Source organism: Bradyrhizobium sp. CB82, assembly GCF_029714405.1.
Classification (GTDB): Bacteria; Pseudomonadota; Alphaproteobacteria; order Rhizobiales; family Xanthobacteraceae; genus Bradyrhizobium.
Genome location: NZ_CP121650.1, coordinates 8,603,896 through 8,624,543, shown reverse-complemented (window position 1 = coordinate 8,624,543; position 20,648 = coordinate 8,603,896). Strand labels below are relative to the sequence as shown.

The following is a 20,648-nucleotide window of genomic DNA, read 5'->3' as shown; positions in this document are numbered from 1 at the left end:
ACGGGACGCAAAAACCCGGGACACTACCGGCCCGTGTGGTTAACCTTTCGTTAGAGAATTGCGCGGCATCTTCCGCATACGAGGGAGAACCGCAATGTTTTCAAGCCGAGACGCCTACGAAAGCGATTTCTGCCCGGTCCGCGACGAGCTCCTTGGCGAGATGTATCGCGCCAGCGAAAGCGGTCTGCCGAGACTGGTTGAGAGTGTTGCCCCCGAGGCCCGCGCCAGGCTGGCCTTGTTCTGCTACCGCCGCAGCCATCTGCATTCGCTGGCGGTCGCGATCGCGGCGAGCTGCACGGAGCGCGAACTGATCGAAAGTGGGGGGCGCGTCGGCTCCACGCTTTACGCGCTGTCGCGTGAAAGCACGGCCAAGGCATCGCCGTCGCTGTCGGGCAGCCGCAAGCCGATTACGCTGTCGACCAAACCACTCTCGGTGCTTGCGCCGCTCGAGGACGAACTCGACGACGATCTCGCTGAAGCCGTCCCAGCCTAAGCACCGATCTCGATCACCGGCAGTCCGAACTTCCGCCGCGCCATCGCGCATTCGGCATCGCCAGGCATGCAGGTGCGGCACACCTCCGGCCGCACGGCATAGATGCCGCAGGTGGTCGTACCCCCGATATTCCCTTTCAGTGCCGAACAACGATCGCCGTCGCAGCGCATGCCCGATTGCCGCTCGTTGACGAGGGCTTGCGGGATCAGCGCGAGCTCCTCCTCGCTCTCGATCGAGAAACGCGGCCAGTTCGCCGAATAGGCGCAGCAGGCGCCGCAAGCCTGGCAGAGCTGCGACAGGTCGGTCGTGGAGTTCTGGTCCATGTCGCTCAATTGTCCTTCGGCGGACCCCAGACCAGGCTCTGCCGCCACTTGGCGCGCAGCACGTCACGCCGCTCCGGATATCTCTCGTCGAGATAGGTCGCATCCACCACACGGTCGGTGCGGAAGCTGCGGAAATCGCTGCGCAGCTCGCACCAGGCTGCGAGCAGCCGCACGGCCTCGAGGTAGCCGACGGCAATCGGCCAGATCGTGCGCTGGCTGTCGCGGCCCTGCTCGTCGCGATAGCGCAGCGTGATCTTCTTGCCTTCATGGATTTGCGTGCGCGTGCGCACCATGTCCATGCGGTCGGGTTCACGATTCCAGCTCGGCCGCGCGCGGCTTGCCGGCTCGAGCACGAAGGGGCGCAGGCGCTCGGGCACTGTGTCGGCGATCTTCGCCATCAGGTCTTCGGCGGCGCGCGCCAGCGCCGTGTCGGCGTGGCCGGCAACCCATTGCGCGCCCAGCACCGCCGCCTCGATCTCGTCGGGTGTCAGCATCAAGGGCGGCAGGTCAAAACCCTTTTCCAGGATGTAGCCCATGCCGGCCTCGCCACGGATCGGCACGCGCTGGCCGATCAGCGTTGCGATGTCCCGATAGACGGTGCGCTTGGAGGTCTCGAGCTCGGCCGCGATCGCGTCCGCCGTCAGCGGTTTGCGGCTCCGCCGGAGCACCTGGATGATCTGAAACAGCCGGTCGGCACGTCTCATGACACGTCTTCCGATTTGGCGCGCCGTTTAAAAACCGGCGCGCGGATGCTGACAGGATGTTGGCAGCAGGGGAGTTCTATACCGGGACAACAGTTCGAATGAAGAGGATTTGTCCATGATGCTTCCCACCACCTTCAGCCAGGCGAGCCCGCTATGGCGGGTGCAGGCCTTGCTGCAAACCTTCGTTCTTGGCCGTCCCGGCGCGTTCGATCTCATGTTCGTCGACCTCCGTCTCGCGATCGTCGCTCTCATCGCACGCTCGCTGCTCGGGGCCGCGGACGCCGTGGTTCGCCACGTCATGGGCCGGGCCTGGCAGGGCGCCCGTTTCGCGCAGGATATCACGGCTGCTGCCACCATGGTGGCAGCAGCCGGTCGGTAGGTTCCAACAGCAGTTTCGGGGATCAGGAGCACTAGCATGATCACGCTTTACGGCTTTGGCATCGGCTTCGGCCTGCCGGAAATCAGCCCCTTCGTCACCAAGACGGAGGTGCAGTTGAAGATGGCAGGACTGCCCTATCGGAAGGAGCGGGCGATGCCGCCTGCTTCGCCCAAGGGGCAGCTGCCGTTCATCGATGACGATGGCGAAGCGGTCGCCGACTCCACCTTCATCCGGGCACATATCGAGCGCCGCTATGGTTTCGATTTCGACGCCGGCCTGTCGTTGCAGGAACGCGCCCAGGCCTGGGCCTTCGAGCGCATGATCGAGAGTCATGTCTATTGGGCGCTGGTCGGCGCGCGCTGGGTGGACCCGGTCAATTTCGCCAAAGGTCCGGCGCATTTCTTCGACGGCGCACCGGAACACAACCGCGAGAAGCTGCGCGAGGATGCGCAATTCCGCGTCGCAGAGAACTATCTGCTGTCAGGCCTTGGCCGCCACGCGCCCGATGACGACGTCGATCTGGCCGTGCGTTCGCTGTTCGCGCTGTCGGTGCAACTCGGCGACAAGGCGTATCTGATGAGCAACAAGCCGTGCGGGGTTGATGCAACCGCCTTCGGCGCGCTCAGCGGAATCCTGACGCCATTCTTCGAATCCAAGCTGCGCGAGCGGGCGGAAGAGTTTCCGAACCTCAGGGCGTATGTCGATCGTATGATGGATCAATACTATCCGGAGTTCGCCTGGACCAAGCTCCGGGAGGCAGCCTGAAGCCTGATGGAATGAGACTCGTCTAGCGCCCCGACGGAGGTGCGTTCCCTCCCCCCTTGCGGGGGAGGGCTAGGGAGGGGGGATGACCTAGGAAAAGGTGCTGGTTGTTGATGATGCATCGGAGGCGTGAGCGCGACGGAAAGAATCCCCGTGTGGCACCCCCTCCCTGCCCCTCCCGGAGAGAGTGCTGCTGTTGGCCGAACTCGTCACGCTCGCTAATCTCAAAGCCGAATTAAGTGAGCCGGCCTGATGGGCCGGCTCACGTCGTCTCAAAACTGCTGACGTGCTTACCTCACCAGCTTGTACTTGCCGTTCGTCACCGTCAGCAGGATGCGCGAGCGCTCGTCGAGGCCGTAGCGGTCCTTTTCGGTGAAGTTGTAGACGCCTTGGCTCGCGGCCAATTCCTTCTCCGACAGCAAGGCCTGGCGGATCGCTTCGCGGAATTCCGGCGTGCCGGGCTTGGCGGTCTTCAGCGCCGTCGGGATGATGCGCTTCAGGATTTCGAAGGCATCGTACGAGTGGCCGGCGAACTGGCTGCGGCTGTTCGGACCGTACTTCGCCTCATAGGCGGTGTTGAGCGCAAGCCCCGGCTTCTTGGTCTGCGCCTCGTCCGGCTGGTCTTCCGGATCCATCACCGGCCCCGAGGCCATCAGCACGCCTTCCGCTGCCTTGCCGGCGATGCGGATGAAGTCCATGCTCGCCGCGCCATGGGTCTGGTAGATCAGGCCCTGATAGCCGCGCTCGCGCAGCTCGGTCTGCGGCAGCGCGGCTGCGGTGCCGGACGCGCCGACCAGGATCGCGTCGGGGTTGGCGGCAACGAGCTTGAGCACCTGTCCGGTCACCGATGTATCGGGACGCGCAAAGCGCTCCTCGTCGGCAACGGTTATGCCCATCGGCCCGGTCTGCGCCTTCAGGTCGTTGAACCAGAGGTCGCCGTAGGAGTCGGAATAGCCGATATAGCCGACGGTCTTCACGCCCTTGGCCTTCATGTGGTCGTACAGCACCTTGCCCACGATCGGGATCGGCTGCGGCATCGCCACCGACCACTTCATGCGCTCAGGCGTTATCGGGAAGGGGGCGAGGCCAAAATGCGGAATGCCGGCTTCGTTCGCGACATTGGAGACCGCGATCGTCGGCGGCGTCAGCGCGGAGCCCATGATGATGTCGGCCTTGGATTCCGTGACGAAGCGGCGCGCGTTGGTGGTCGCGGTGGTCGGATCGCCACCGTCATCGAGCACGATGACCTTCAGCGGTACGCCGGCGATTTCCTTCGGCACGAACTCCAACGCATTGCGCTCGGGAATGCCGAGCGCCGCGCCCGGGCCGGTCGTGGTGGTGGTGATGCCGATGGTGATTTCGTTGGTCTGGGCCATCGCGGGCAGCGCCGGCAGGGCCAGTGTTGCCGCCGTTATCGCGGCGCTCAGGTAAAACCGTTTCATCTATTCCTCCCTTAAGGTGTGTCTTTGAAAGCAGACTTTGTGATCGAATTCAGCCCCGTCTTTGGGCGGTGCGGCGATTTAGCTCCCCAAGAATCTTAGCTCCCCAAGAATTTGGCGACCATCTCCGGCGGAAACGGCGCGGATTTCAGCTTGTCGGGATTGGCCGGGTCGCGGGCGACGAGAACGCGGGTCTCGAAGGCCTCGATCGCCAGGGCCTCGCCCTTGTACACGTTGTGCTTCACCTCGAAGCTCGAGCGCTTGATGCTCTCGATGCTAGTTTCGATGGTGATCCAGTCGCCATGGGTCGAGGGGATGTAGAACTTCGCCCGCGTGTCGACCATGGGAATGCCGACCAGGCGGTATTTGTGGACCAGGTCCTGTTTCGAGAAGCCTGCCTTCTCGAACAGGACCGAGGTCGAATCGTCGAACATCGAGAAATAGCGCGGGTAATAGACGATGTTCGCGGGGTCGCAGTCACCCCACTGGACCTGGACGTCGCGCCGATGAACGAACATGCGTTATGTACTCACTAGTGCTGCGCCACGCTCTCCCGGAGGGAGAGGTAAGATCGAAATCCCAGCGACAATCCCGATCACTAGTCTACTTCGGCGCCATGCGCAGCGAGCCGTCGAGACGGACCACCTCGCCGTTGAGATAGGCATTCTCGACCATGTGAAGCGCAAGCGCTGCGAACTCGTCGGCGTTGCCGAGGCGGCGCGGGAACGGGATCGCGGCAGCGAGCGAATCCTGGGCCTCCTGCGGCAGGTTGGCGAGCAGCGGCGTGAGGAACAGGCCTGGCGCTATGGTCAGCACGCGGACGCCGAACTGCGCGAGTTCGCGCGCGATCGGCAGCGTCATGCCGACGATGCCGCCCTTGGACGCCGAATAGGCGGACTGGCCGATCTGGCCGTCATAGGCGGCGACGGAAGCGGTGTTGATGATAACGCCGCGCTCGCCGCTCGCCTGTGGCTCGAGCTTGGACATCTCGGTGGCGGCAAGCCGCAGCATGTTGAAGGTGCCGATCAGGTTGACCTTGATCACCTTGTCGAAATCGGCGAGCGCCATCGGACCGTCGCGGCCGACCACGCGTTTGGCAACGCCGATGCCGGCGCAGTTGACGAGCACGCGGGCCGGGCCGTGCGCCTTGGTGGCCGCGGCGATCGCCGCTTCGGCCGAGGCGGCATCGGAGACGTCGCAGGTCACGGCCACGCCCTTGATCTCTGCCGCGACGGTTTCGGCGAGCTTGGTGTTGAGGTCGCAGACTGCGACCTTGGCGCCCTGCGCCGCAAGTTTTCGCGCGGTCGCCGCGCCCAGCCCCGATGCGCCGCCGGTGACGATGGCTGCCTGATCCCTTAACAACATGGCGTTCTCCTTTGGCGGATTGTTTCTAGGCGACCGATATCACACGGTCCGTTGGATTTGCAGCATAGAGCTCGTCGATCAGCGCCGTGCGATGTTCCAGCACGGCACGCTGGTTGATCGAGCCTTTGTCGGTGACCTCGCCCTTGTCGATCGACAGCGGCGTATCCAGAAGGATCGCGCGGGTGATCCGGGTCGAGGAGCCGGTAGCCGAGCCAAGGAATTGGGCGAGACGCTCGCGGAACGCCTCTCGTACCAAGCGATCGCGCGCGGTGACGACGAGATCGTCAGCCGGCAATGTCGGATTGATCAGGCGGCAGCCGTCGAGGTCGAGCACCACGAGCGCGGAAATCTCGTCGCGGTTGATGCCGGCGATGACGACGTCGCGCACCAGCGGCGCGCAGGCCGCTGTGAGGCGCGCGCGCAACGGGCCGACGCTGACCCAGGTGCCGCTCGCCAGCTTGAAGTCCTCGCTGACGCGGCCGTCGAAGTCGAAGCCGGCATTGAGGTCATCGGGGTCGGCGGGCTTGAGCGCATCGCCGAGCTTGTAGAAGCCTTCCTCGTCGAAGGATTTTGCCGTGACTTCGGGTTGGCGCCAGTAGCCGGGCATGACGTTCGGACCCTTGCAGCGGACTTCCAGCTTGCCGTTGTTCGGCACCAGCTTGGCGTCATTGCCGGAGACCGGCAGGCCGACATGGCCGGAGCGGCTGGTGCGCGGATTGACCGACATGAAGAACGGCGCAGTCTCGGTGGCGCCCAGGCCCGTCAGCATCGGCACGCGATAGCCCTTCTCCTTCACTGCGAGCTCGTCGAGGCTGTTCCAGACGAACGGCGACAATGCCGCGCCGGAGAAGAACATCGCATGCAGGCGGTCGAAGAACCTTGCGCGCAGGCCCTGGTCGTCGCGCAAATAGGGCAGCAGCGATTCGTAGCCCTTCGGCACGTTGAAATAGATTGTCGGCGAAATCTCCTGGAGATTGCGCACGGTCTCCTCGATGCCGCCGGGCACCGGCTTGCCGGCATCGAGATACATCGAGCCGCCGTTGTAGAGCGTCAGCCCGATATTGTGGTTGCCGCCAAAGGTGTGATTCCACGGCAGCCAGTCGATGATGACCGGCGGCTCGTCCTTCAGGAACGCCAGCGTCTCGCGCAGCATCACCTGGTTGGCACAGATCATGCGCTGGGTGTTGATGACGGCCTTGGGATTGCCGGTCGAGCCCGACGTCAGCAGGAATTTTGCGATCGTGTCGGGGCCGATCCCCCCATGCAGCTCGTCGAGGTTGGGGTGGATCGGCGTCGCCATGAGGTCGGCGAGCAGCGTGACGTCGCGCCCAGGCATGGCGCCGTAGGACGCGGCGATCTCCGTGCCGAGCGAGACGTTGGCGGCGAGCGCGTCCGCGAACTTGTCGGCGTCCTCCGCGAAGACGAGGCCCGGCGTCAGCAGCTTCATCAGATAAGAGAGCTTGGCGTAGTCCTTCGAGACCAGCGAATAGGCCGGCGAGACCGGGCAGAACGGCACGCCGGCATAATACGCGCCGAAGGCGAGCAGCGCGTGGTCGATCGAATTGCCGGAGAGGATGACGACCGGCTTGTCCGCCGACAGGCCGCGCTGGATCAGGCCGGACGCGATGTGCCGGCTCGCGGTGAGGAGCTCGGCATAGGTGATCTTGCGCCAGCCGCGGCCGCCTTCGCGCTCGGCCATGAAGACGCGATCCGGCGTCGTCTTCGCCCAATGATGCAGGCGGTCGGTGATGCGCACCGGATAGTCGCCGAGCGGCCGTTTTGGCCGCAGGTAAATCGTGCCGTCATCGCGCCGCTCGATGTTGACGACGGGATCGCTGAACGAGATCGGCCGCAGCGCGGAGGCGCTCGCACCGCGTTCCGTGGGCGACGAGGACGGCTTTGCGCTCATGACTCTACGCTCATGACTTGGGCTTCACCTTGGCGGTCTTGTGCTCGAGGAATTCGCGGATCCGGCGTTTTGCCTCTTTGTCGCTCTGGGCGACCGTTGCCATCAGCGATTCCATCAACAGGCCGGCCTGCGGATTGGCCTCCGCGATCATCGGCAGCGCCTGGAGCACGGCGAAATTGGTCAGCGGCGCGTTGGAGGCGATGCGCGCGGCGAGCTCGAGCGACTTCGTCAGCGAGCCGCTTTCGTCGGTCAGATATTGCGCAAATCCGTAGGAAGCGCCTTCGGTCGCGGGATAGACGCGGCCCGTCAGCATCATGTCCATCATCCGCGCGACGCCGATCAGCCGCGGCAGCCGCACCGAGCCGCCGCCGCCGACGAAGATGCCGCGCTGGCCTTCCGGCAACGCGAAATAGGTCGAGGGCTCGGCGACGCGGATATGGGCCGCACAGGCCAGCTCTAGCCCGCCGCCGATCACGGCGCCCTTGAGCGCCGCGATCACGGGCACGCGGCTGTACTGGATGCGGTCGAACACCCGGTGCCACATCTGCGAGTGCAGGAGGCCGCCGGTCGCGTCGTGGTCGGTCAGCTCGGACAGATCGAGGCCGGAGGAGAAATGGTCGCCGATGCCATGGATGACGACCGCGCCGATGTCGTCCGGCAGCGTCGCAAAGCAGTCGCCGATCGCGTGAATGATGCCGTCATTGAGCGCATTGCGCTTGGCGGGCCGGTTCAGGCCCACGGTCAAGACCTTGCCCGCCCGCTCGATCTTGAGCAGCGCATCAGGTCCCGCTGCTGCGCTATCGGCGTTTCCCTGTGTCATTTGCGTCCTTTTCAGAATAGTTATGTTGTATAACGAATTTCGAGGGAGTCAATACGGGAAGCCAGGGCGCCGGCGGACCGGAGGTCAGGAGCGGTAAGGGAAGCGCCCATTTGTCGCCGTCGTCCCGGCGAAGGGCCGGAATCCATGACAAGGAGATGTTGGGCGCAGACTCCTGGCCCGGGTTCCCCCAACAACTCTATCCTGAAGTTATGGATCCCGGCGACTCTGTCGCGCCCCGGGACGACGAGCGACGTGTGAGGCGCGGCCATTGCCACTGGCAGCACCCGCGCCTGCAATCGGTTCAACGCCGTCGCGTCACCCTCACATCACCTGATGCACGTCGATCACCACGCGGTCGGCATGCCGCGCAGGCATCGTTACCTCGCAACGTGCCCCGATGTCTGCATTCGCTTATGACCGGGGAGCGTCGTGGATAGAGCCCATGATCGTTCCGAGCGCTTCCACCTGGCGCTATCATGGCGGACCCAAGTCATCCCAATAGATTGCATGAGCCCGGCATTTACTGACGTGGCCGGTCACGTAGGATTGCAGACGAGCGTACCTCTGCAATCCCTTGATCTCGGTCGTCAGTGGCGCGAACGTCCAACCGTCCATGCCAGGAATGGATCGCCAGGCCAACGGAGGAGCTGCATATGACCAAGGATGTGGGTGGATTCGCGCGACGATCCGTTCTGGGGTTGATGGCCACGGTCGCCTTGGGACGGCTGGCTCGCCCCGCCTCCGCCGCTGAACCGCTGATCAAGGTCCACAAGGATCCGAACTGTAGCTGTTGCGCGGGTTGGGTACAGCATCTGCGCGACACGGGTTTCACGGTCGAGGTCGACGAGGCTGCTGATCTCCCGAGCGTCCGGAGGCGTCTGGGCGTCCCGGCCGATCTGGCGGCGTGTCATACGGCAGAGGTGAGCGGCTACATCCTAGAGGGCCATGTCCCGGCGTCGGCGGTGCGGCGGCTGCTGACGGAACGCCCGAAGGCTCTCGGGCTTGCCGTGCCCGACATGCCCATAGGATCGCCGGGAATGGAAGGCGGACATCCCCAGCCTTATGCGGTTGTGATGTTTGGGCCGGCCGGCCGAACGACTTTCATGCGTTTTGTCGGCAAGGAAGCCATTGGCTGACCGTGTGAGACGGTTAACCACCAGGGGCGTGGGGCTCGCGAATTCGTGAACCGGGGCGCTTTCCAGCATCCCGCCCCTGTGAGAGTGTAGCACCATGAATGTTCGCCACTTCCTCAGGCTCTTGCTCGCGGTGCTTGTGACGGCCGGGCTGACGGTCGCGCCGCTGGTAACACCGGCGGTGGCGGGACATTCTATGGCCGCCATGCAGATGACAGATGCGCAAGACATGCCGGACGACATGTCGTGCTGCCCGGACGAGCAGAACAGCAAGCAATGCAAGGACTGTCCGCTCGTCGCAATCTGCATGTTGAAGGTGTTGGAGGCTGGGCCGTCGATCACGCCAATCATTGTTAGGCAGCCCGCACGGGAGCTGCTGCGGTCGCTTGATGACGTCATGGCCGCCGGTCTGACCCGTCCGCCTCCCGAACATCCCCCTCGACGTTTGGTCTGAGCGGCGCTGGAAGCGCCGGTTGCCGTCCCGTGGCCTGGAGGTCGCGGGCGTACAACGCCGCACAAGCGGCAGACCAAAAGCAATCGAGGATCAGAAAATATGAAATCGTTCGACTATTCGCGCGCGGTCGCGGCTGCGCTCATCGGTATGGCCGTGTTCGGCACGGCACCCGCGGCGCTCGCCGAGGTCAAGGACTACGAATTCCAACTCGTCGACCAAACGGTCAAGACCGGCGCGGACAAGATCGTCACCGTCCGGCTGCTGAACAAGAAGACCGGCAAGCCGGTGCCCGATGCGGTCATTTTCGCAACCCGTCTCGACATGGCACCGGACGGCATGCAGGAGATGGTCACCAAGGTTGCCTCGGTGCCGGGCGGCGAGCCGGGAACCTACAAGTTCAAGGCCAACTTCAGTATGGAGGGCCGATGGCAGCTTTCCCTTGGCGCCAAAGTGCAGGGCGAGACCGGCACTGTCGAAAGTAAGCTCGTCGTCTCGGCGCAGAAATGAAGCGCGCCGTCACCATGGGCACGGTCGTTACGCTTTGCGCAGCGGCCGGTGCCGGCTTGCTCGCGGTCGCGGTGCCGTCTGCGAATCCGTTCAGCCGACCGGCTGTGTCGCTCGCCGCTGCAGCCGGGGGCGGCGCGACGATCTATTACCAGGATCCGGACGGGAAGCCGATCTACTCGCTCGAGCCGAAGAAGACGTCGGACGGGCGGGCCTGGCGCGCCGTGCCGGCGAGTGCCGACGTCAGCTTCGACGAGCCCGAGGAGGCCCAGGGCCCGAGCAAAGGGGCCGAGGCGAAGACCGACCGCAAGATCAAATACTACCGCAACCCGATGGGGCTGCCGGACACCTCGCCCGTGCCGAAGAAAGACTCCATGGGCATGGACTACATCCCGGTCTACGAAGGCGAGGACAGCGACGACGGAAGCGTGAAGCTCTCGCCGGGAAAGATTCAGCGCACCGGCGCGAAATCCGAGCCGGTCGTGCGCCAACCGGTCAAATCGATCGTTCGCGCACCTGGCGTCATCCAGGAGGACGAGCGGCGCATCTCGGTCGTCGCGCTGCGCTTCGAGGGCTTCGTGGAAAGCGTCGCCAACGTCACGACCGGCGACCACGTTCACAAAGGTCAACCGCTGATGAACGTGTATAGCCCGGCGCTTTCGAGCGCCGCCGCCGAGTATCTCTCCGCGATCAACGCAGGCGCCACCGGTAAGGAGCTGAAGGGTGCGCGCCGGCGGTTGGAAAATCTTGCCACGCCGGAGCCGGCCATTAGGGAGCTGGAGCGCACGCGGGAGATTTCGCTTTCCATTCCCTGGCTCGCACCGCAGGACGGCGAAATCATTGAGCGCAACGCGGTGAACGGGATGCGCGCCGGGCCAGGGGACGTCCTGTTCAGAGTCGCCGACCACCGTCTCGTTTGGGTGCTTCTCGACATCGCGGAACGTGATCTCGTTCAAGTCGGGGTGGGGACGAAAGTCACGATCAGGCCGCGAGCCCTGGGTGGGCAGACGTTCGCCGGCGCCGTGACGCTGATCTATCCGCATCTCAATGCCCAGACCCGCACAGCGCGGATCCGCATCGAAGTGCCCAATCCGGATGAACTGCTGCGACCTGAGATGTACGTCGATGCCGAAATCGAAACGGGCACCTTGGCCCCGGTGCTGACTGTGCCCGAAAGTGCCGTGCTCGACAGCGGCACGCGCCAGGCCGTCCTTGTCGACAAGGGAGAAGGTCGTTTCGAGCCGCGCGAGGTGAAGCTCGGCCGGCGCGGCAGCGGATACGTCGAGGTCACGCAAGGCGTGTCCGAAGGTGAAGCGGTCGTGACCTCCGCCAACTTCCTGATCGATGCCGAAAGCAATCTGAAGGCGGCCTTGAAGGGCTTTGCCGACCCGCAAGGCGCGCAACCCGGCGAGGGAGCCGGCGCCACGGGGGCGCGGCCATGATCGCTCGCCTTATCGCCTGGTCGGCCCGCAATCTGCTCCTGGTGCTATTCGGCACGGGCTTCGCGGCTGCGGCCGGAATTTACGCGCTGGTCCATCTGCCGCTCGACGCCATCCCGGACCTCTCCGACACACAGGTGATCGTCTACACGGAGTACCCGGGTCAGGCACCGCAGGTGATCGAGGACCAGGTCACCTATCCGCTGGCGACGGCCATGCTCACCGTGCCGAAATCCAAGGTGGTGCGCGGCTTCTCGTTCTTCGGGGTCTCGTTCGTCTACGTGATCTTCGAGGACGGCACGGACATCTACTGGGCGCGCTCGCGCGTGCTCGAATTCTTGAATGCCGCGACGTCGAGGTTGCCGGCAGGAGTGGCGCCAAGCATCGGTCCGGACGCCACCGGCGTCGGCTGGGTCTATCAGTATGCGGTCATGTCCAAGGAATTGAACCTTGCCGACACGCGGACCATCCAGGACTGGAATCTCAAATTCGCGCTGGCCAAAGCCGAAGGCGTCGCCGAGGTTGCGAGCGTCGGTGGCTTTGTCAAGCAGTACAACGTGATCCTCGACCCGCAGCGGATGCGCGATCTCGGGATCACCATGCAGAAGATGCGAGAGGCGATCAGGGCAAGCAATGCCGACGTCGGTGGCCGCACGGTCGAATTGTCCGAGTTCGAATACGTCATCCGCGGCAAGGGCTACCTGAAGAGCATCAACGATCTCGGCGATATCGTGCTGAAGACCGACAAGGGTACGCCCGTATTGCTCCGGGACGTGGCTCGGGTCCAGCTAGGGCCGGATGAAAGGCGCGGCATTACCGAGCTGAACGGCGAAGGGGAGGTCGCCAGTGCCATAATCCTGCAGCGGTTCGGCTTGAATGCGCTGAACGTGATTGAAAACGTCAAGAAGCGGTTCAAGGAGATCGCGACCAGCCTGCCAAAGTCAGTCGAGATCGTGCCGGTCTACGACCGTTCGAAACTGATCTACGCCGCCATCGATACGCTCAAGCACACCCTGCTAGAGGAGAGCCTCGTCGTCGCGCTGGTCTGCGTCGTCTTTCTGCTGCACGTCCGCAGCGCGCTCGTAGCCATCCTGATGCTGCCGGTGGGTGTCCTGATGGCGTTCGGCGCGATGAAGTTGCTGGGCATCGGCTCCAACATCATGAGCCTCGGCGGCATCGCCATTGCGATCGGCGCCATGGTAGACGCCGCGATCGTGATGATCGAGAACGCCCACAAGCGTCTCGAACGCGCAGAGCCAGGCAAGTCGCGCATCACGATCCTGATCGAGGCGGCCGCCGAGGTGGGGCCAGCGCTGTTCTTCAGCCTGTTGATCATCACCGTTTCGTTCATGCCGATCTTCACGCTGGAATCGCAGGAAGGACGGCTGTTCAGTCCGCTGGCCTTCACGAAGACCTTTGCCATGGCGGCGGCGGCCCTGCTGTCGGTCACCCTGGTGCCGGCGCTCATGGTGCTCTTCGTCCGCGGCAGAATCGTCCCCGAGCACCGCAATCCGATCAATCGATTTCTGATCTGGATCTACCGGCCCGTGATCAACGGCGTGCTGCGTGCGAAGACCCTTGTCGTCCTGCTGTCGATCGCCGTGCTCGCGGCCACGATCTGGCCAGCACGCCGCCTCGGCACGGAATTCATGCCGAACCTGAACGAAGGCACGCTGCTCTACATGCCGACGACGCTGCCCGGCATCTCCATCACCAAGGCGGCCGAACTGATGCAGACGCAGGACAGGATCATCCGGTCCTTTCCCGAGGTCGCATCGGTCTACGGCAAGGCGGGACGCGCTGCCACCGCGACCGATCCCGCTCCGACGGAGATGTTCGAGACCATCGTCAACCTGAAACCAAAGGAGCAGTGGCGCTCCGGGGTGTCCATCGACAGCCTTGTCGCCGAGATGGACAAGGCATTGCAGTTCCCGGGCGTTTCCAACGCCTGGACGATGCCGATCAAGGCGCGCATCGACATGCTCTCGACCGGCATCCGAACGCCGGTCGGCGTCAAGGTGATCGGCACCGATCTCGCTGAGATCGACCGCCTCGCCAAGCAGATCGAGCAGCTACTGCGTGCGGTGCCGGGCACCTCGTCGGCCTATGCCGAGCGTGGCATCGGCGGTTACTACCTCGAAATCGCGCCGGACCGGTCGGCGCTGACGCGCTACGGAATCATGGTGCAGGATGTCCAGGATGCTATCGCGACGGCGCTCGGCGGACAGACGGTCACCACCACAGTCGAGGGTCGGCAACGGTTCACCGTCAACATGCGTTATCCCCGCGATCTCAGGGACAATCCAAAGGCTATCGCGAGCGATATCCTCGTCCCGATGCCCGCCGGCGGGGCTGTGCCATTGGGTGAGGTCGCAACCGTTCAATCGACGCGCGGTCCGACGTCGATCCGGACCGAAAATGGACAGCTTGCGACCTATATCTACGTTGACATTCGCGAGCGCGATCTCGGCGGCTACGTCGCGGACGCCCAGCGCGCGGTGCAGGCCAGTATTCAGTTCCCGGCCGGGTACTACGTGGTCTGGAGCGGTCAGTACGAATATCTGGAGCGGGCCATGGCGCGCCTCAAGATCGTCGTGCCGGCGACGCTGCTTATCATCTTTCTGCTGCTGTACCTCAATTTCAGGTCGGTCACCGAGACGATGATCGTCATGTTGTCGCTGCCGTTCGCGCTGGTCGGCGGGCTTTGGCTGATGTGGTGGCTCGGTTTCAATCTTTCGGTTGCCGTTGCCGTCGGCTTCATCGCGCTCGCCGGCGTCGCCGCTGAGACCGGCGTCGTGATGCTGATCTACCTCAACCAAGCGCTCGCGGAGATCAGGGAGCGCCGCGCTGCGGAAGGATGGACACTTAGCCGTGCCGATCTCCGCGAGGCGATCATGGAGGGCGCCGTCGAGCGCGTACGGCCGAAGATGATGACCGTGGTCGCCATCATGGCGGGACTGCTGCCGATCATGTGGAGCACCGGTACCGGCTCCGAAATCATGCAGCGCATCGCGGTGCCGATGATCGGCGGCATGGTCTCGTCGACTCTGCTCACGCTGATCGTGATCCCGGCCATCTTCGGGTTGGTCAAAGGCTTCCGCTTGCCTCCCGCGGGCAAACCACAATCGCCGGTGAAGACGAAAGCGATCGTCACGAAATTGAGAATCCCGGAGCCTGCCAAATGAGGTGAACCATGATGAACGACATGATGTCAGGGATGATGGGCGGTATGGGTCTCGTCGCCGCGCTGATCATCATCGTTCTGGTGTTGGGGGCAGCCGCGCTGATCAAATACCTGTTCTTCTCAAACAGGAGAGATTGATATGCATCGCACCCTATTTGCAGCGCTCGCGGCTGTCCTCGTCTTATCGCCGGTCTACGCGCAGCAAGACAGCGTCGCTCGCGGGGAGCGGGATTTTCGTGTTTGCGCACCGTGTCACTCGCTGGAGCCCGACCGCAACATGACGGGGCCGAGCCTCGCCGGCCTGTGGGGACGCAAGGCGGGCTCCCTGCCGAGCTTCGAGCGCTACTCCGACGCACTCAAGTCTTCCGGAATCCTCTGGGACGACCGCTCGCTCGATGGGTGGCTAACTGATCCGGACCGGATGGTCCCTGACAATGAAATGCCGTTCAACGGCATCAAGAACCCGCAGGATCGTGCAGACCTGCTCGCCTTTCTGAAAGAGGCCACCAAGCCGGGCGCGGCACCGCAGCGAACGGCGCAGGCGCCGATGGGCGGGATGGGAGGCATGATGGGCGGAATGATGGGAGGCGGCGGGCAGGTCCCAAATCTGAAAAGCCTTGAGCCGAACATGCAGGTGAAGGCGATCACCTATTGCCACGACACCTACCGGGTCACCACTGCTGACGACAAGACGCGGCATTTCTGGGAGCGCAATCTGCGGCTGAAAACTGATTCCAGCCAGGACGGTCCGCAGCGTGGCGCTCCAGCCATCGTGCCGGCTGGAATGATGGGCGACCGAGCCGACGTGATTTTCGCCGCGCCTGAGGAAATCAGCAAGATGATCATGTCACGATGCTGAATGTCTGGCTTTGGCCCGACTCGGACCTCGGGCGATGTCCGCCTTCGTACCGCTGATGGCACAGCGGACATCTAACGCGCCTGAGCTGCTCTAAGTCACTTATTGTGAGTACACGTCGACGACGGCGCCCTCATATCCGCGTTCGCCGCCCGAGGATATTGAGCCGCATGCCGCCCCTCCGATCCGGGCCCCATCAAAGGCCCCGATCCGGGGTTTTTTCATGGGGATAGGCGGGTCCGGGGAAATACAGTATCGGTTTATAGTATCGCCCGGAGGCGGAAAGCGGGAAGAACCTTTCTTCTCAATGCCTTCGGCCAATTCATCCTTTTTCCACAAGGGGAGAGGGGAAAGCAGCGCGCATTGGCGCGAATTCAAACAATGCAATTGCGTCCCTAATGCGCCATCATGCGCGTCGGCAGCCAGGTCGCCAGCAGCGGGAAGGCGATCAGGATCACGAGACGCACGAGGTCCGTGGCCACGAACGGAATCACGCCCTTGAAGATGGTGGAGAAGGACACGTCCTTCACCACGCTCTTGATGACGAAGACGTTCATGCCGACCGGCGGATGGATCAGACCGAGCTCGACCGTCATGACGATGATGACGCCGAACCAGATCGGATCAAAACCAAGGTGCGTGATCACGGGGAAGATGATCGGCACCGTGAGGATGATCATCGCCATGGCGTCCATCAGGCAGCCGAGCACGAGATACATCACCATGATCAGCGCCAGCACGCCGTAAGAGCCGAGACCGAGGCTCGTCAGGAATTCCGTGACCTTCTGCGGGGTCTGCGTCACCGTCAGGAAATAGCCGAAGATCAGCGCGCCGATCAACACGGTGAACACGGCGGCTGCGGTGCGCGTCGCCTGCAGGAGCGAGGCCAAGATCTTCTCGCGATCGAGCCGCCCGGTGAGGACGCCGATGATGAAGGCGCCGGTGGCGCCGACGCCGCCGGCTTCCGTCGGCGTGAAGCGCGGCAGGAAGGGCAGGCCGTAGAGGCCGCCGATGACGAACACGAACAGCAGCACCGGTGCCCAGATCTCCTTCAGGCCTGCAAAGCGCGCGCGCCACCGCAGCTTCTTGCCCTTTGGCAAAAAGTCCGGACGGAAGTATCCGATCAGGCCGATGGTAATCATGTACATGCTCATCGCGAGCAGGCCCGGGATGATGCCGGCGATGAAGAGTTTTCCGATGTCCTGCTCGGTGATGATGCCGTAGACCGCCAGCACGGTGGAGGGCGGCAGCATCGCACCTAACGTGCCGCCGGCTGCGATCACGCCGGTGGCAAAGGATTGCGGATAGCCGAAGCGGCGCATCTCCGGATAGGCGACGGCGGAGAAGGTCGCGGCGGTCGCGACGGACGAGCCGCAGATCGCGGCAAAGCCGCCGCAGGCGCCGACGGTCGCAATCCCGAGCCCGCCGCGCAAATGGCCGACAAAACCGTTGGCGGCGCGGAACAGCTCGCGGCTCATGCCGGAATTGCTGACGAAGGAGCCCATCAGCAGGAACATCGGGATGACGCCAAAAGTGTAATCGGTGACCGTGCGCATCGAGGTCTGGCCGACCAGTTTGAGCGCCGGCGTTGCGCCGACGAGATAGGAGAAGCCCGACACGCCGACGAGTCCCATCGCCATGCCGACGGGTACGCGCAGCAGCATCAGCGCGAACAGGGAAACGAAGCCGATTACGGCGACGGCATCGGTGCTCATGACTACTCCGTCGCCTTCAGCTTGGGATCGTGCATTTCTTCGGGATGGAAGATCAGCCGGTAGGTGCGGATCGCGATCAACAGCACCGCCGAGACGTCGCCGATCCAGGCGATCGCGAAGAACGGCCAGGTCGGCATGTGCAGGTCGAAGGTCTGCACATTGTCGTTATAGGTGCCGCGCACCTTGTCGAACAGCGTCCAGGTCTGCACGGTGACGACGAACAGCAGCACGAGCGTTGCGAACACGTCGATCCAGCGCTGGTAACGCGGGCTCACATTGGCCCAGACCAGGTCGACCGTGATGTGCGTGCCGCGATAGGACGTCGCGGCGATGCCCCAGAAGATCAGGATGCCGAGCAGCATGCGGCCGATGTCGAAGGAATCGGGGATCGAGTAGTTCAACATGTTGCGCAGGAGGACCGAGACGAAGATGTCGAGCGCGACGAGGCCGACGAAACCGGCCGCGATCCATTCGATCGTGTCGATAAAGCGATCCATCCAGGCGCGCTTCATGAGGGAAGATTCCTGTTCAAACGTCCGTTGGGTCCAAAGTTGCAGCCACGATTGGGCTGCGCTCCCTCTCCCGCTTGCGGGGGAGGGTTGGGGTGGGGGTGCATCCGCGAGCGAGATCTCTCGATTGGATTGAGCCCCCACCCGGCGCTTTGCGCCGACAGGTGCAGCGAGGCAGTGGCCGAAAGCGCAATGCTACTCCGCCAGCGCGTTGTACTTCTTCAGCGAGGCCTTCAGCTCGGCGAGCGCTGCGTCCGGATCGGTGCCGGTCTTCTTCACGCCCTCGCCCCAGGTCTTGACCAGCGGCTCCGCCGCTTTCTTCCAGGACGCGGTCTGCTCCGGGTTCAGCTTGTAGACCTCGTGACCCTCTTCCGCCTTGATCTTGTCGATGCCGGCATCCTCGAACTTGCCCCAGTGCTCGCCGACCACGCCGGCCATCTCGGTCGTGCAGTTCTTGTCGATGGCCGCCTTCTGCTTGTCCGACATCGCATTGTACTTGTCCTTGTTCATTACGATAACGAACGTCGTGACGTAAAGCGGCGCGTCCATGTGATACTTCGTCACTTTGTCGATGCCGAACAGCACCAGTGAGCCCCAGGGGAAGGTGACGCCGTCGGCGACGCCGCGCTCGATGATGTCGCGCACTTCGGGCGCAGAAGACTGCACATTGGTGCCGCCGAGCGCGGTGACGAAATTCGCCATGGTCGCATGGGCCGGGCGGATCTTCAGGCCCTTCACGTCCTCAGGGTTGACGATCCTCTTGGTGCGCGAGTGGAAGGAGGAGGGCGAGTGGACGAAGGCGAGGCAGTATTTGACGTCCTTCATCTCCTTATCGACATATTTGCGATACCATGCATCCAGCCCCATCGAGCCTCCCTTGGCATCCGAGACGAGGAACGGCAGTTCGCCGGCGCCGATGATCGGGAAGCGGCCGGGCTGGTAGCCGGGATTGACGTAGGTGACGTCGGCGATGCCGTCGCGCGCCATGTCGTAATGGTCGAACGCCTTGCCGAGCTGCTGCGCCGGAAACACCTTGCTCTTGATAGTGCCGCCGGAGTCCTTCTCCACCGCGGCCGCCCAGTCCTCCAGCGACTTCTGAAGCGGATGCGAGGCCGGCACCCAGTGCGAGATCTTCAGGTCGAAATTCTTGTCCTGCGCGAAGGCAGGCGTCACGCTTGCTGCCAGCAGCAACGCCAGACAGGCTTTCCTCATCGCTCGTCTCTCCCTGTTCTTGACCGCAGGCTTCTTCGGCCCCGGTCCCGTTAGTTAACATGTTATATAATTGAAAAACTCGTTCAAGCCGGAAGTAGCGACGCGGCAGCTTTCGTCGCGCGGAAAGCCGTTGCCGGATATGTCGCGCTGCGGCGAATGACACTCCCTTTTGCTCAAACGTTATATGTTATAATTATCGCGCGCGGGCGAACGCGACAAGCAAGCTCGCGCCGCAACCTACAGGATCGGGAGGGGTAAGTATTGCGGACAAAAGTCGCAATCATCGGCGCTGGACCGGCGGGATTGCTGCTTGGGCAGTTGCTCAACAGCTACGGCATCGACAACGTCATTATCGAGCGCCAGAGCCCGGACTACGTGCTCGGGCGGATCCGCGCCGGCCTTCTCGAAGAGGGAACCGTGGCGCTGCTCGACGAAGTCGGTGCGGGAGCGCGCGCGCACGCCGAGGGCCTCCTGCATGAGGGCATCGAGCTCGCCTTTTCCGGCCAGCGTCATCGCATCGATATGAAGGGTGCGACCGGCAAGACGGTGATGATCTACGGCCAGACCGAAGTGACGCACGACCTGATGGATGCACGCAAGGCGGCAGGCCTCACGTCGATATACGAAGCCAAGGACGTGCAACCACATGATTTCGACGGCAGTCACCCGCGCGTAACCTACGTCAAGGATGGCGTCGGCCACGAGATTCTCTGCGACTTCATCGCCGGCTGCGACGGCTTCCATGGCGTCAGCCGCGCCAGCGTCAAACGGTCGGCGATCGAGGAGTTCGAGCGGATCTATCCGTTCGGCTGGCTCGGCATCTTGTCGGACACCCCGCCGGTCAGCCACGAGCTGATCTATACCAACCATGCCCGCGGCTTTGCGCTCTGCACCATGCGCTCGACCAAACGCAGTCGCTACTATGTGCAGTGCCCGCTCGACGACCATATCGACCAGTGGCCGGACGATCGTTTCTGGGACGAGTTGAAGCGCCGCCTCGACCGGGAGGCCGCCGACGGTCTCGTCACCGGTCCCTCGATCGAAAAGAGCATCGCGCCGTTGCGCAGCTTCGTCGCCGAGCCGATGCGCTTCGGCCGGATGTTCCTGTGCGGTGATGCGGCCCACATCGTGCCGCCGACCGGCGCCAAGGGACTCAACCTCGCGGCGTCGGATGCGCATTATCTCGCGACCGCGCTTCGCGAATATTACGACGAGAAGTCGAGCGCGGGGATCGATGGCTATTCCACCAAGGCGCTGGCGCGGGTCTGGAAGGCCGTGCGTTTCTCCTGGTGGATGACCTCGATGCTGCACAAATTCCCCGACACCGGCACCATCGGCGCGCGCATCCAGCTCGCCGAACTCGACTACGTCACGCAGTCGCAGGCCGCGATGACGTCGCTGTCGGAGAATTACGTGGGGCTGCCGTTTTAGGCAGAGCGCGGCCGCTG

Annotated in this window: 21 protein-coding genes; 11 read left to right on the top strand and 10 right to left on the bottom strand. The window is 63.5% G+C overall.

Annotated features, from left to right (window positions below):
• Positions 1–94: 94 nt before the first annotated feature.
• Positions 95–493: a hypothetical protein gene (locus QA640_RS40900; protein WP_283038263.1), complete on the top strand. Its 399-nt coding sequence runs from the start codon at positions 95–97 to the stop codon at positions 491–493.
• Here the strand turns inward: QA640_RS40900 and QA640_RS40895 are convergent.
• Both QA640_RS40895 and QA640_RS40890 read right to left on the bottom strand, forming a co-directional pair.
• Complete coding sequence (locus QA640_RS40895; RefSeq protein ID WP_283038262.1) at positions 490–816, bottom strand: YkgJ family cysteine cluster protein; 327 nt, start codon at positions 814–816, stop codon at positions 490–492. The two genes, QA640_RS40900 and QA640_RS40895, sit on opposite strands and share 4 nt — an antisense overlap.
• A 5-nt stretch (positions 817–821) precedes the next feature.
• Positions 822–1,520: a YafY family protein gene (locus QA640_RS40890; RefSeq protein ID WP_283038261.1), complete on the bottom strand. Its 699-nt coding sequence runs from the start codon at positions 1,518–1,520 to the stop codon at positions 822–824.
• A 115-nt stretch (positions 1,521–1,635) separates the two neighbouring features.
• On the opposite strand from QA640_RS40890, the gene QA640_RS40885 reads away from it, so the two are divergent.
• Complete coding sequence (locus QA640_RS40885) at positions 1,636–1,899, top strand: hypothetical protein (protein WP_283038260.1); 264 nt, start codon at positions 1,636–1,638, stop codon at positions 1,897–1,899.
• A 36-nt stretch (positions 1,900–1,935) separates the two neighbouring features.
• A complete protein-coding gene (locus QA640_RS40880; RefSeq protein ID WP_283038259.1) occupies positions 1,936–2,664 on the top strand; it encodes a glutathione S-transferase family protein in 729 nt (242 codons plus the stop codon).
• 287 nt (positions 2,665–2,951) lie between these two features.
• Here QA640_RS40880 and QA640_RS40875 read toward each other — a convergent pair whose 3' ends face one another.
• The 5 genes from QA640_RS40875 to QA640_RS40855 form a co-directional block, all read right to left on the bottom strand.
• On the bottom strand, positions 2,952–4,103 hold the full coding sequence (locus QA640_RS40875; RefSeq protein ID WP_283038258.1) for an ABC transporter substrate-binding protein: 1,152 nt from the start codon (positions 4,101–4,103) through the stop codon (positions 2,952–2,954).
• Between the two features lie 95 nt (positions 4,104–4,198).
• Complete coding sequence (locus tag QA640_RS40870; protein ID WP_283038257.1) at positions 4,199–4,618, bottom strand: thioesterase family protein; 420 nt, start codon at positions 4,616–4,618, stop codon at positions 4,199–4,201.
• A gap of 85 nt (positions 4,619–4,703) precedes the next feature.
• Positions 4,704–5,465, bottom strand: coding sequence for an SDR family NAD(P)-dependent oxidoreductase (locus QA640_RS40865; protein WP_283038256.1), 762 nt, complete (start codon positions 5,463–5,465; stop codon positions 4,704–4,706).
• A gap of 25 nt (positions 5,466–5,490) precedes the next feature.
• Positions 5,491–7,374, bottom strand: a complete 1,884-nt coding sequence (locus QA640_RS40860) for a feruloyl-CoA synthase (RefSeq protein ID WP_283038255.1) — start codon at positions 7,372–7,374, stop codon at positions 5,491–5,493.
• A gap of 10 nt (positions 7,375–7,384) precedes the next feature.
• Positions 7,385–8,194 (bottom strand): crotonase/enoyl-CoA hydratase family protein, encoded by an 810-nt coding sequence (locus tag QA640_RS40855; RefSeq protein ID WP_283038254.1) that lies wholly within the window; start codon positions 8,192–8,194, stop codon positions 7,385–7,387.
• A 701-nt stretch (positions 8,195–8,895) separates the two neighbouring features.
• Between QA640_RS40855 and QA640_RS40850 the strand changes: the two genes are divergently transcribed.
• From QA640_RS40850 to QA640_RS40820, 7 genes are all read left to right on the top strand, one after another.
• Complete coding sequence (locus tag QA640_RS40850) at positions 8,896–9,330, top strand: DUF411 domain-containing protein (RefSeq protein WP_283043043.1); 435 nt, start codon at positions 8,896–8,898, stop codon at positions 9,328–9,330.
• Between the two features lie 94 nt (positions 9,331–9,424).
• Positions 9,425–9,781, top strand: a complete 357-nt coding sequence (locus QA640_RS40845) for a hypothetical protein (RefSeq protein ID WP_283038253.1) — start codon at positions 9,425–9,427, stop codon at positions 9,779–9,781.
• 99 nt (positions 9,782–9,880) lie between these two features.
• Complete coding sequence (locus QA640_RS40840; RefSeq protein WP_283038252.1) at positions 9,881–10,288, top strand: FixH family protein; 408 nt, start codon at positions 9,881–9,883, stop codon at positions 10,286–10,288.
• A complete protein-coding gene (locus tag QA640_RS40835; protein ID WP_283038251.1) occupies positions 10,285–11,727 on the top strand; it encodes an efflux RND transporter periplasmic adaptor subunit in 1,443 nt (480 codons plus the stop codon). The genes QA640_RS40840 and QA640_RS40835 overlap by 4 nt, the downstream gene beginning before the upstream one ends.
• A complete protein-coding gene (locus QA640_RS40830) occupies positions 11,724–14,909 on the top strand; it encodes an efflux RND transporter permease subunit (protein ID WP_283038250.1) in 3,186 nt (1,061 codons plus the stop codon). Before QA640_RS40835 ends, QA640_RS40830 begins: the two co-directional genes overlap by 4 nt.
• An 8-nt stretch (positions 14,910–14,917) precedes the next feature.
• On the top strand, positions 14,918–15,046 hold the full coding sequence (locus tag QA640_RS40825) for a hypothetical protein (protein WP_283038249.1): 129 nt from the start codon (positions 14,918–14,920) through the stop codon (positions 15,044–15,046).
• A gap of 1 nt (position 15,047) precedes the next feature.
• Positions 15,048–15,767, top strand: coding sequence for a cytochrome c family protein (locus tag QA640_RS40820; protein WP_283038248.1), 720 nt, complete (start codon positions 15,048–15,050; stop codon positions 15,765–15,767).
• Between the two features lie 392 nt (positions 15,768–16,159).
• On the opposite strand, the gene QA640_RS40815 is transcribed toward QA640_RS40820, so the two are convergent.
• The 3 genes from QA640_RS40815 to QA640_RS40805 form a co-directional block, all read right to left on the bottom strand.
• Positions 16,160–17,479: a TRAP transporter permease gene (locus tag QA640_RS40815; RefSeq protein ID WP_283038247.1), complete on the bottom strand. Its 1,320-nt coding sequence runs from the start codon at positions 17,477–17,479 to the stop codon at positions 16,160–16,162.
• A 2-nt stretch (positions 17,480–17,481) separates the two neighbouring features.
• Positions 17,482–17,991, bottom strand: coding sequence for a TRAP transporter small permease (locus tag QA640_RS40810; RefSeq protein WP_283038246.1), 510 nt, complete (start codon positions 17,989–17,991; stop codon positions 17,482–17,484).
• A 192-nt stretch (positions 17,992–18,183) separates the two neighbouring features.
• Positions 18,184–19,200 (bottom strand): TRAP transporter substrate-binding protein, encoded by a 1,017-nt coding sequence (locus tag QA640_RS40805; RefSeq protein ID WP_283038245.1) that lies wholly within the window; start codon positions 19,198–19,200, stop codon positions 18,184–18,186.
• Between the two features lie 261 nt (positions 19,201–19,461).
• Here QA640_RS40805 and pobA point away from each other — a divergent pair, with 261 nt between their 5' ends.
• Positions 19,462–20,631 carry a 4-hydroxybenzoate 3-monooxygenase gene (pobA, locus tag QA640_RS40800; protein ID WP_283038244.1) on the top strand — a complete coding sequence of 390 codons (1,170 nt, stop codon included), beginning with the start codon at positions 19,462–19,464 and terminating at the stop codon, positions 20,629–20,631.
• Positions 20,632–20,648: the final 17 nt, after the last annotated feature.

Bases quoted from the DNA above. Each gene is read 5' to 3' on its own strand.
- QA640_RS40900 (WP_283038263.1), top strand. From the start codon at position 95: ATGTTTTCAAGCCGAGACGCCTACGAAAGCGATTTCTGCCCGGTCCGC.
- QA640_RS40895 (WP_283038262.1), bottom strand. From the start codon at position 816: ATGGACCAGAACTCCACGACCGACCTGTCGCAGCTCTGCCAGGCTTGC.
- QA640_RS40890 (WP_283038261.1), bottom strand. From the start codon at position 1,520: ATGAGACGTGCCGACCGGCTGTTTCAGATCATCCAGGTGCTCCGGCGG.
- QA640_RS40885 (WP_283038260.1), top strand. From the start codon at position 1,636: ATGATGCTTCCCACCACCTTCAGCCAGGCGAGCCCGCTATGGCGGGTG.
- QA640_RS40880 (WP_283038259.1), top strand. From the start codon at position 1,936: ATGATCACGCTTTACGGCTTTGGCATCGGCTTCGGCCTGCCGGAAATC.
- QA640_RS40875 (WP_283038258.1), bottom strand. From the start codon at position 4,103: ATGAAACGGTTTTACCTGAGCGCCGCGATAACGGCGGCAACACTGGCC.
- QA640_RS40870 (WP_283038257.1), bottom strand. From the start codon at position 4,618: ATGTTCGTTCATCGGCGCGACGTCCAGGTCCAGTGGGGTGACTGCGAC.
- QA640_RS40865 (WP_283038256.1), bottom strand. From the start codon at position 5,465: ATGTTGTTAAGGGATCAGGCAGCCATCGTCACCGGCGGCGCATCGGGG.
- QA640_RS40860 (WP_283038255.1), bottom strand. From the start codon at position 7,374: ATGAGCGCAAAGCCGTCCTCGTCGCCCACGGAACGCGGTGCGAGCGCC.
- QA640_RS40855 (WP_283038254.1), bottom strand. From the start codon at position 8,194: ATGACACAGGGAAACGCCGATAGCGCAGCAGCGGGACCTGATGCGCTG.
- QA640_RS40850 (WP_283043043.1), top strand. From the start codon at position 8,896: ATGGCCACGGTCGCCTTGGGACGGCTGGCTCGCCCCGCCTCCGCCGCT.
- QA640_RS40845 (WP_283038253.1), top strand. From the start codon at position 9,425: ATGAATGTTCGCCACTTCCTCAGGCTCTTGCTCGCGGTGCTTGTGACG.
- QA640_RS40840 (WP_283038252.1), top strand. From the start codon at position 9,881: ATGAAATCGTTCGACTATTCGCGCGCGGTCGCGGCTGCGCTCATCGGT.
- QA640_RS40835 (WP_283038251.1), top strand. From the start codon at position 10,285: ATGAAGCGCGCCGTCACCATGGGCACGGTCGTTACGCTTTGCGCAGCG.
- QA640_RS40830 (WP_283038250.1), top strand. From the start codon at position 11,724: ATGATCGCTCGCCTTATCGCCTGGTCGGCCCGCAATCTGCTCCTGGTG.
- QA640_RS40825 (WP_283038249.1), top strand. From the start codon at position 14,918: ATGATGAACGACATGATGTCAGGGATGATGGGCGGTATGGGTCTCGTC.
- QA640_RS40820 (WP_283038248.1), top strand. From the start codon at position 15,048: ATGCATCGCACCCTATTTGCAGCGCTCGCGGCTGTCCTCGTCTTATCG.
- QA640_RS40815 (WP_283038247.1), bottom strand. From the start codon at position 17,479: ATGAGCACCGATGCCGTCGCCGTAATCGGCTTCGTTTCCCTGTTCGCG.
- QA640_RS40810 (WP_283038246.1), bottom strand. From the start codon at position 17,991: ATGAAGCGCGCCTGGATGGATCGCTTTATCGACACGATCGAATGGATC.
- QA640_RS40805 (WP_283038245.1), bottom strand. From the start codon at position 19,200: ATGAGGAAAGCCTGTCTGGCGTTGCTGCTGGCAGCAAGCGTGACGCCT.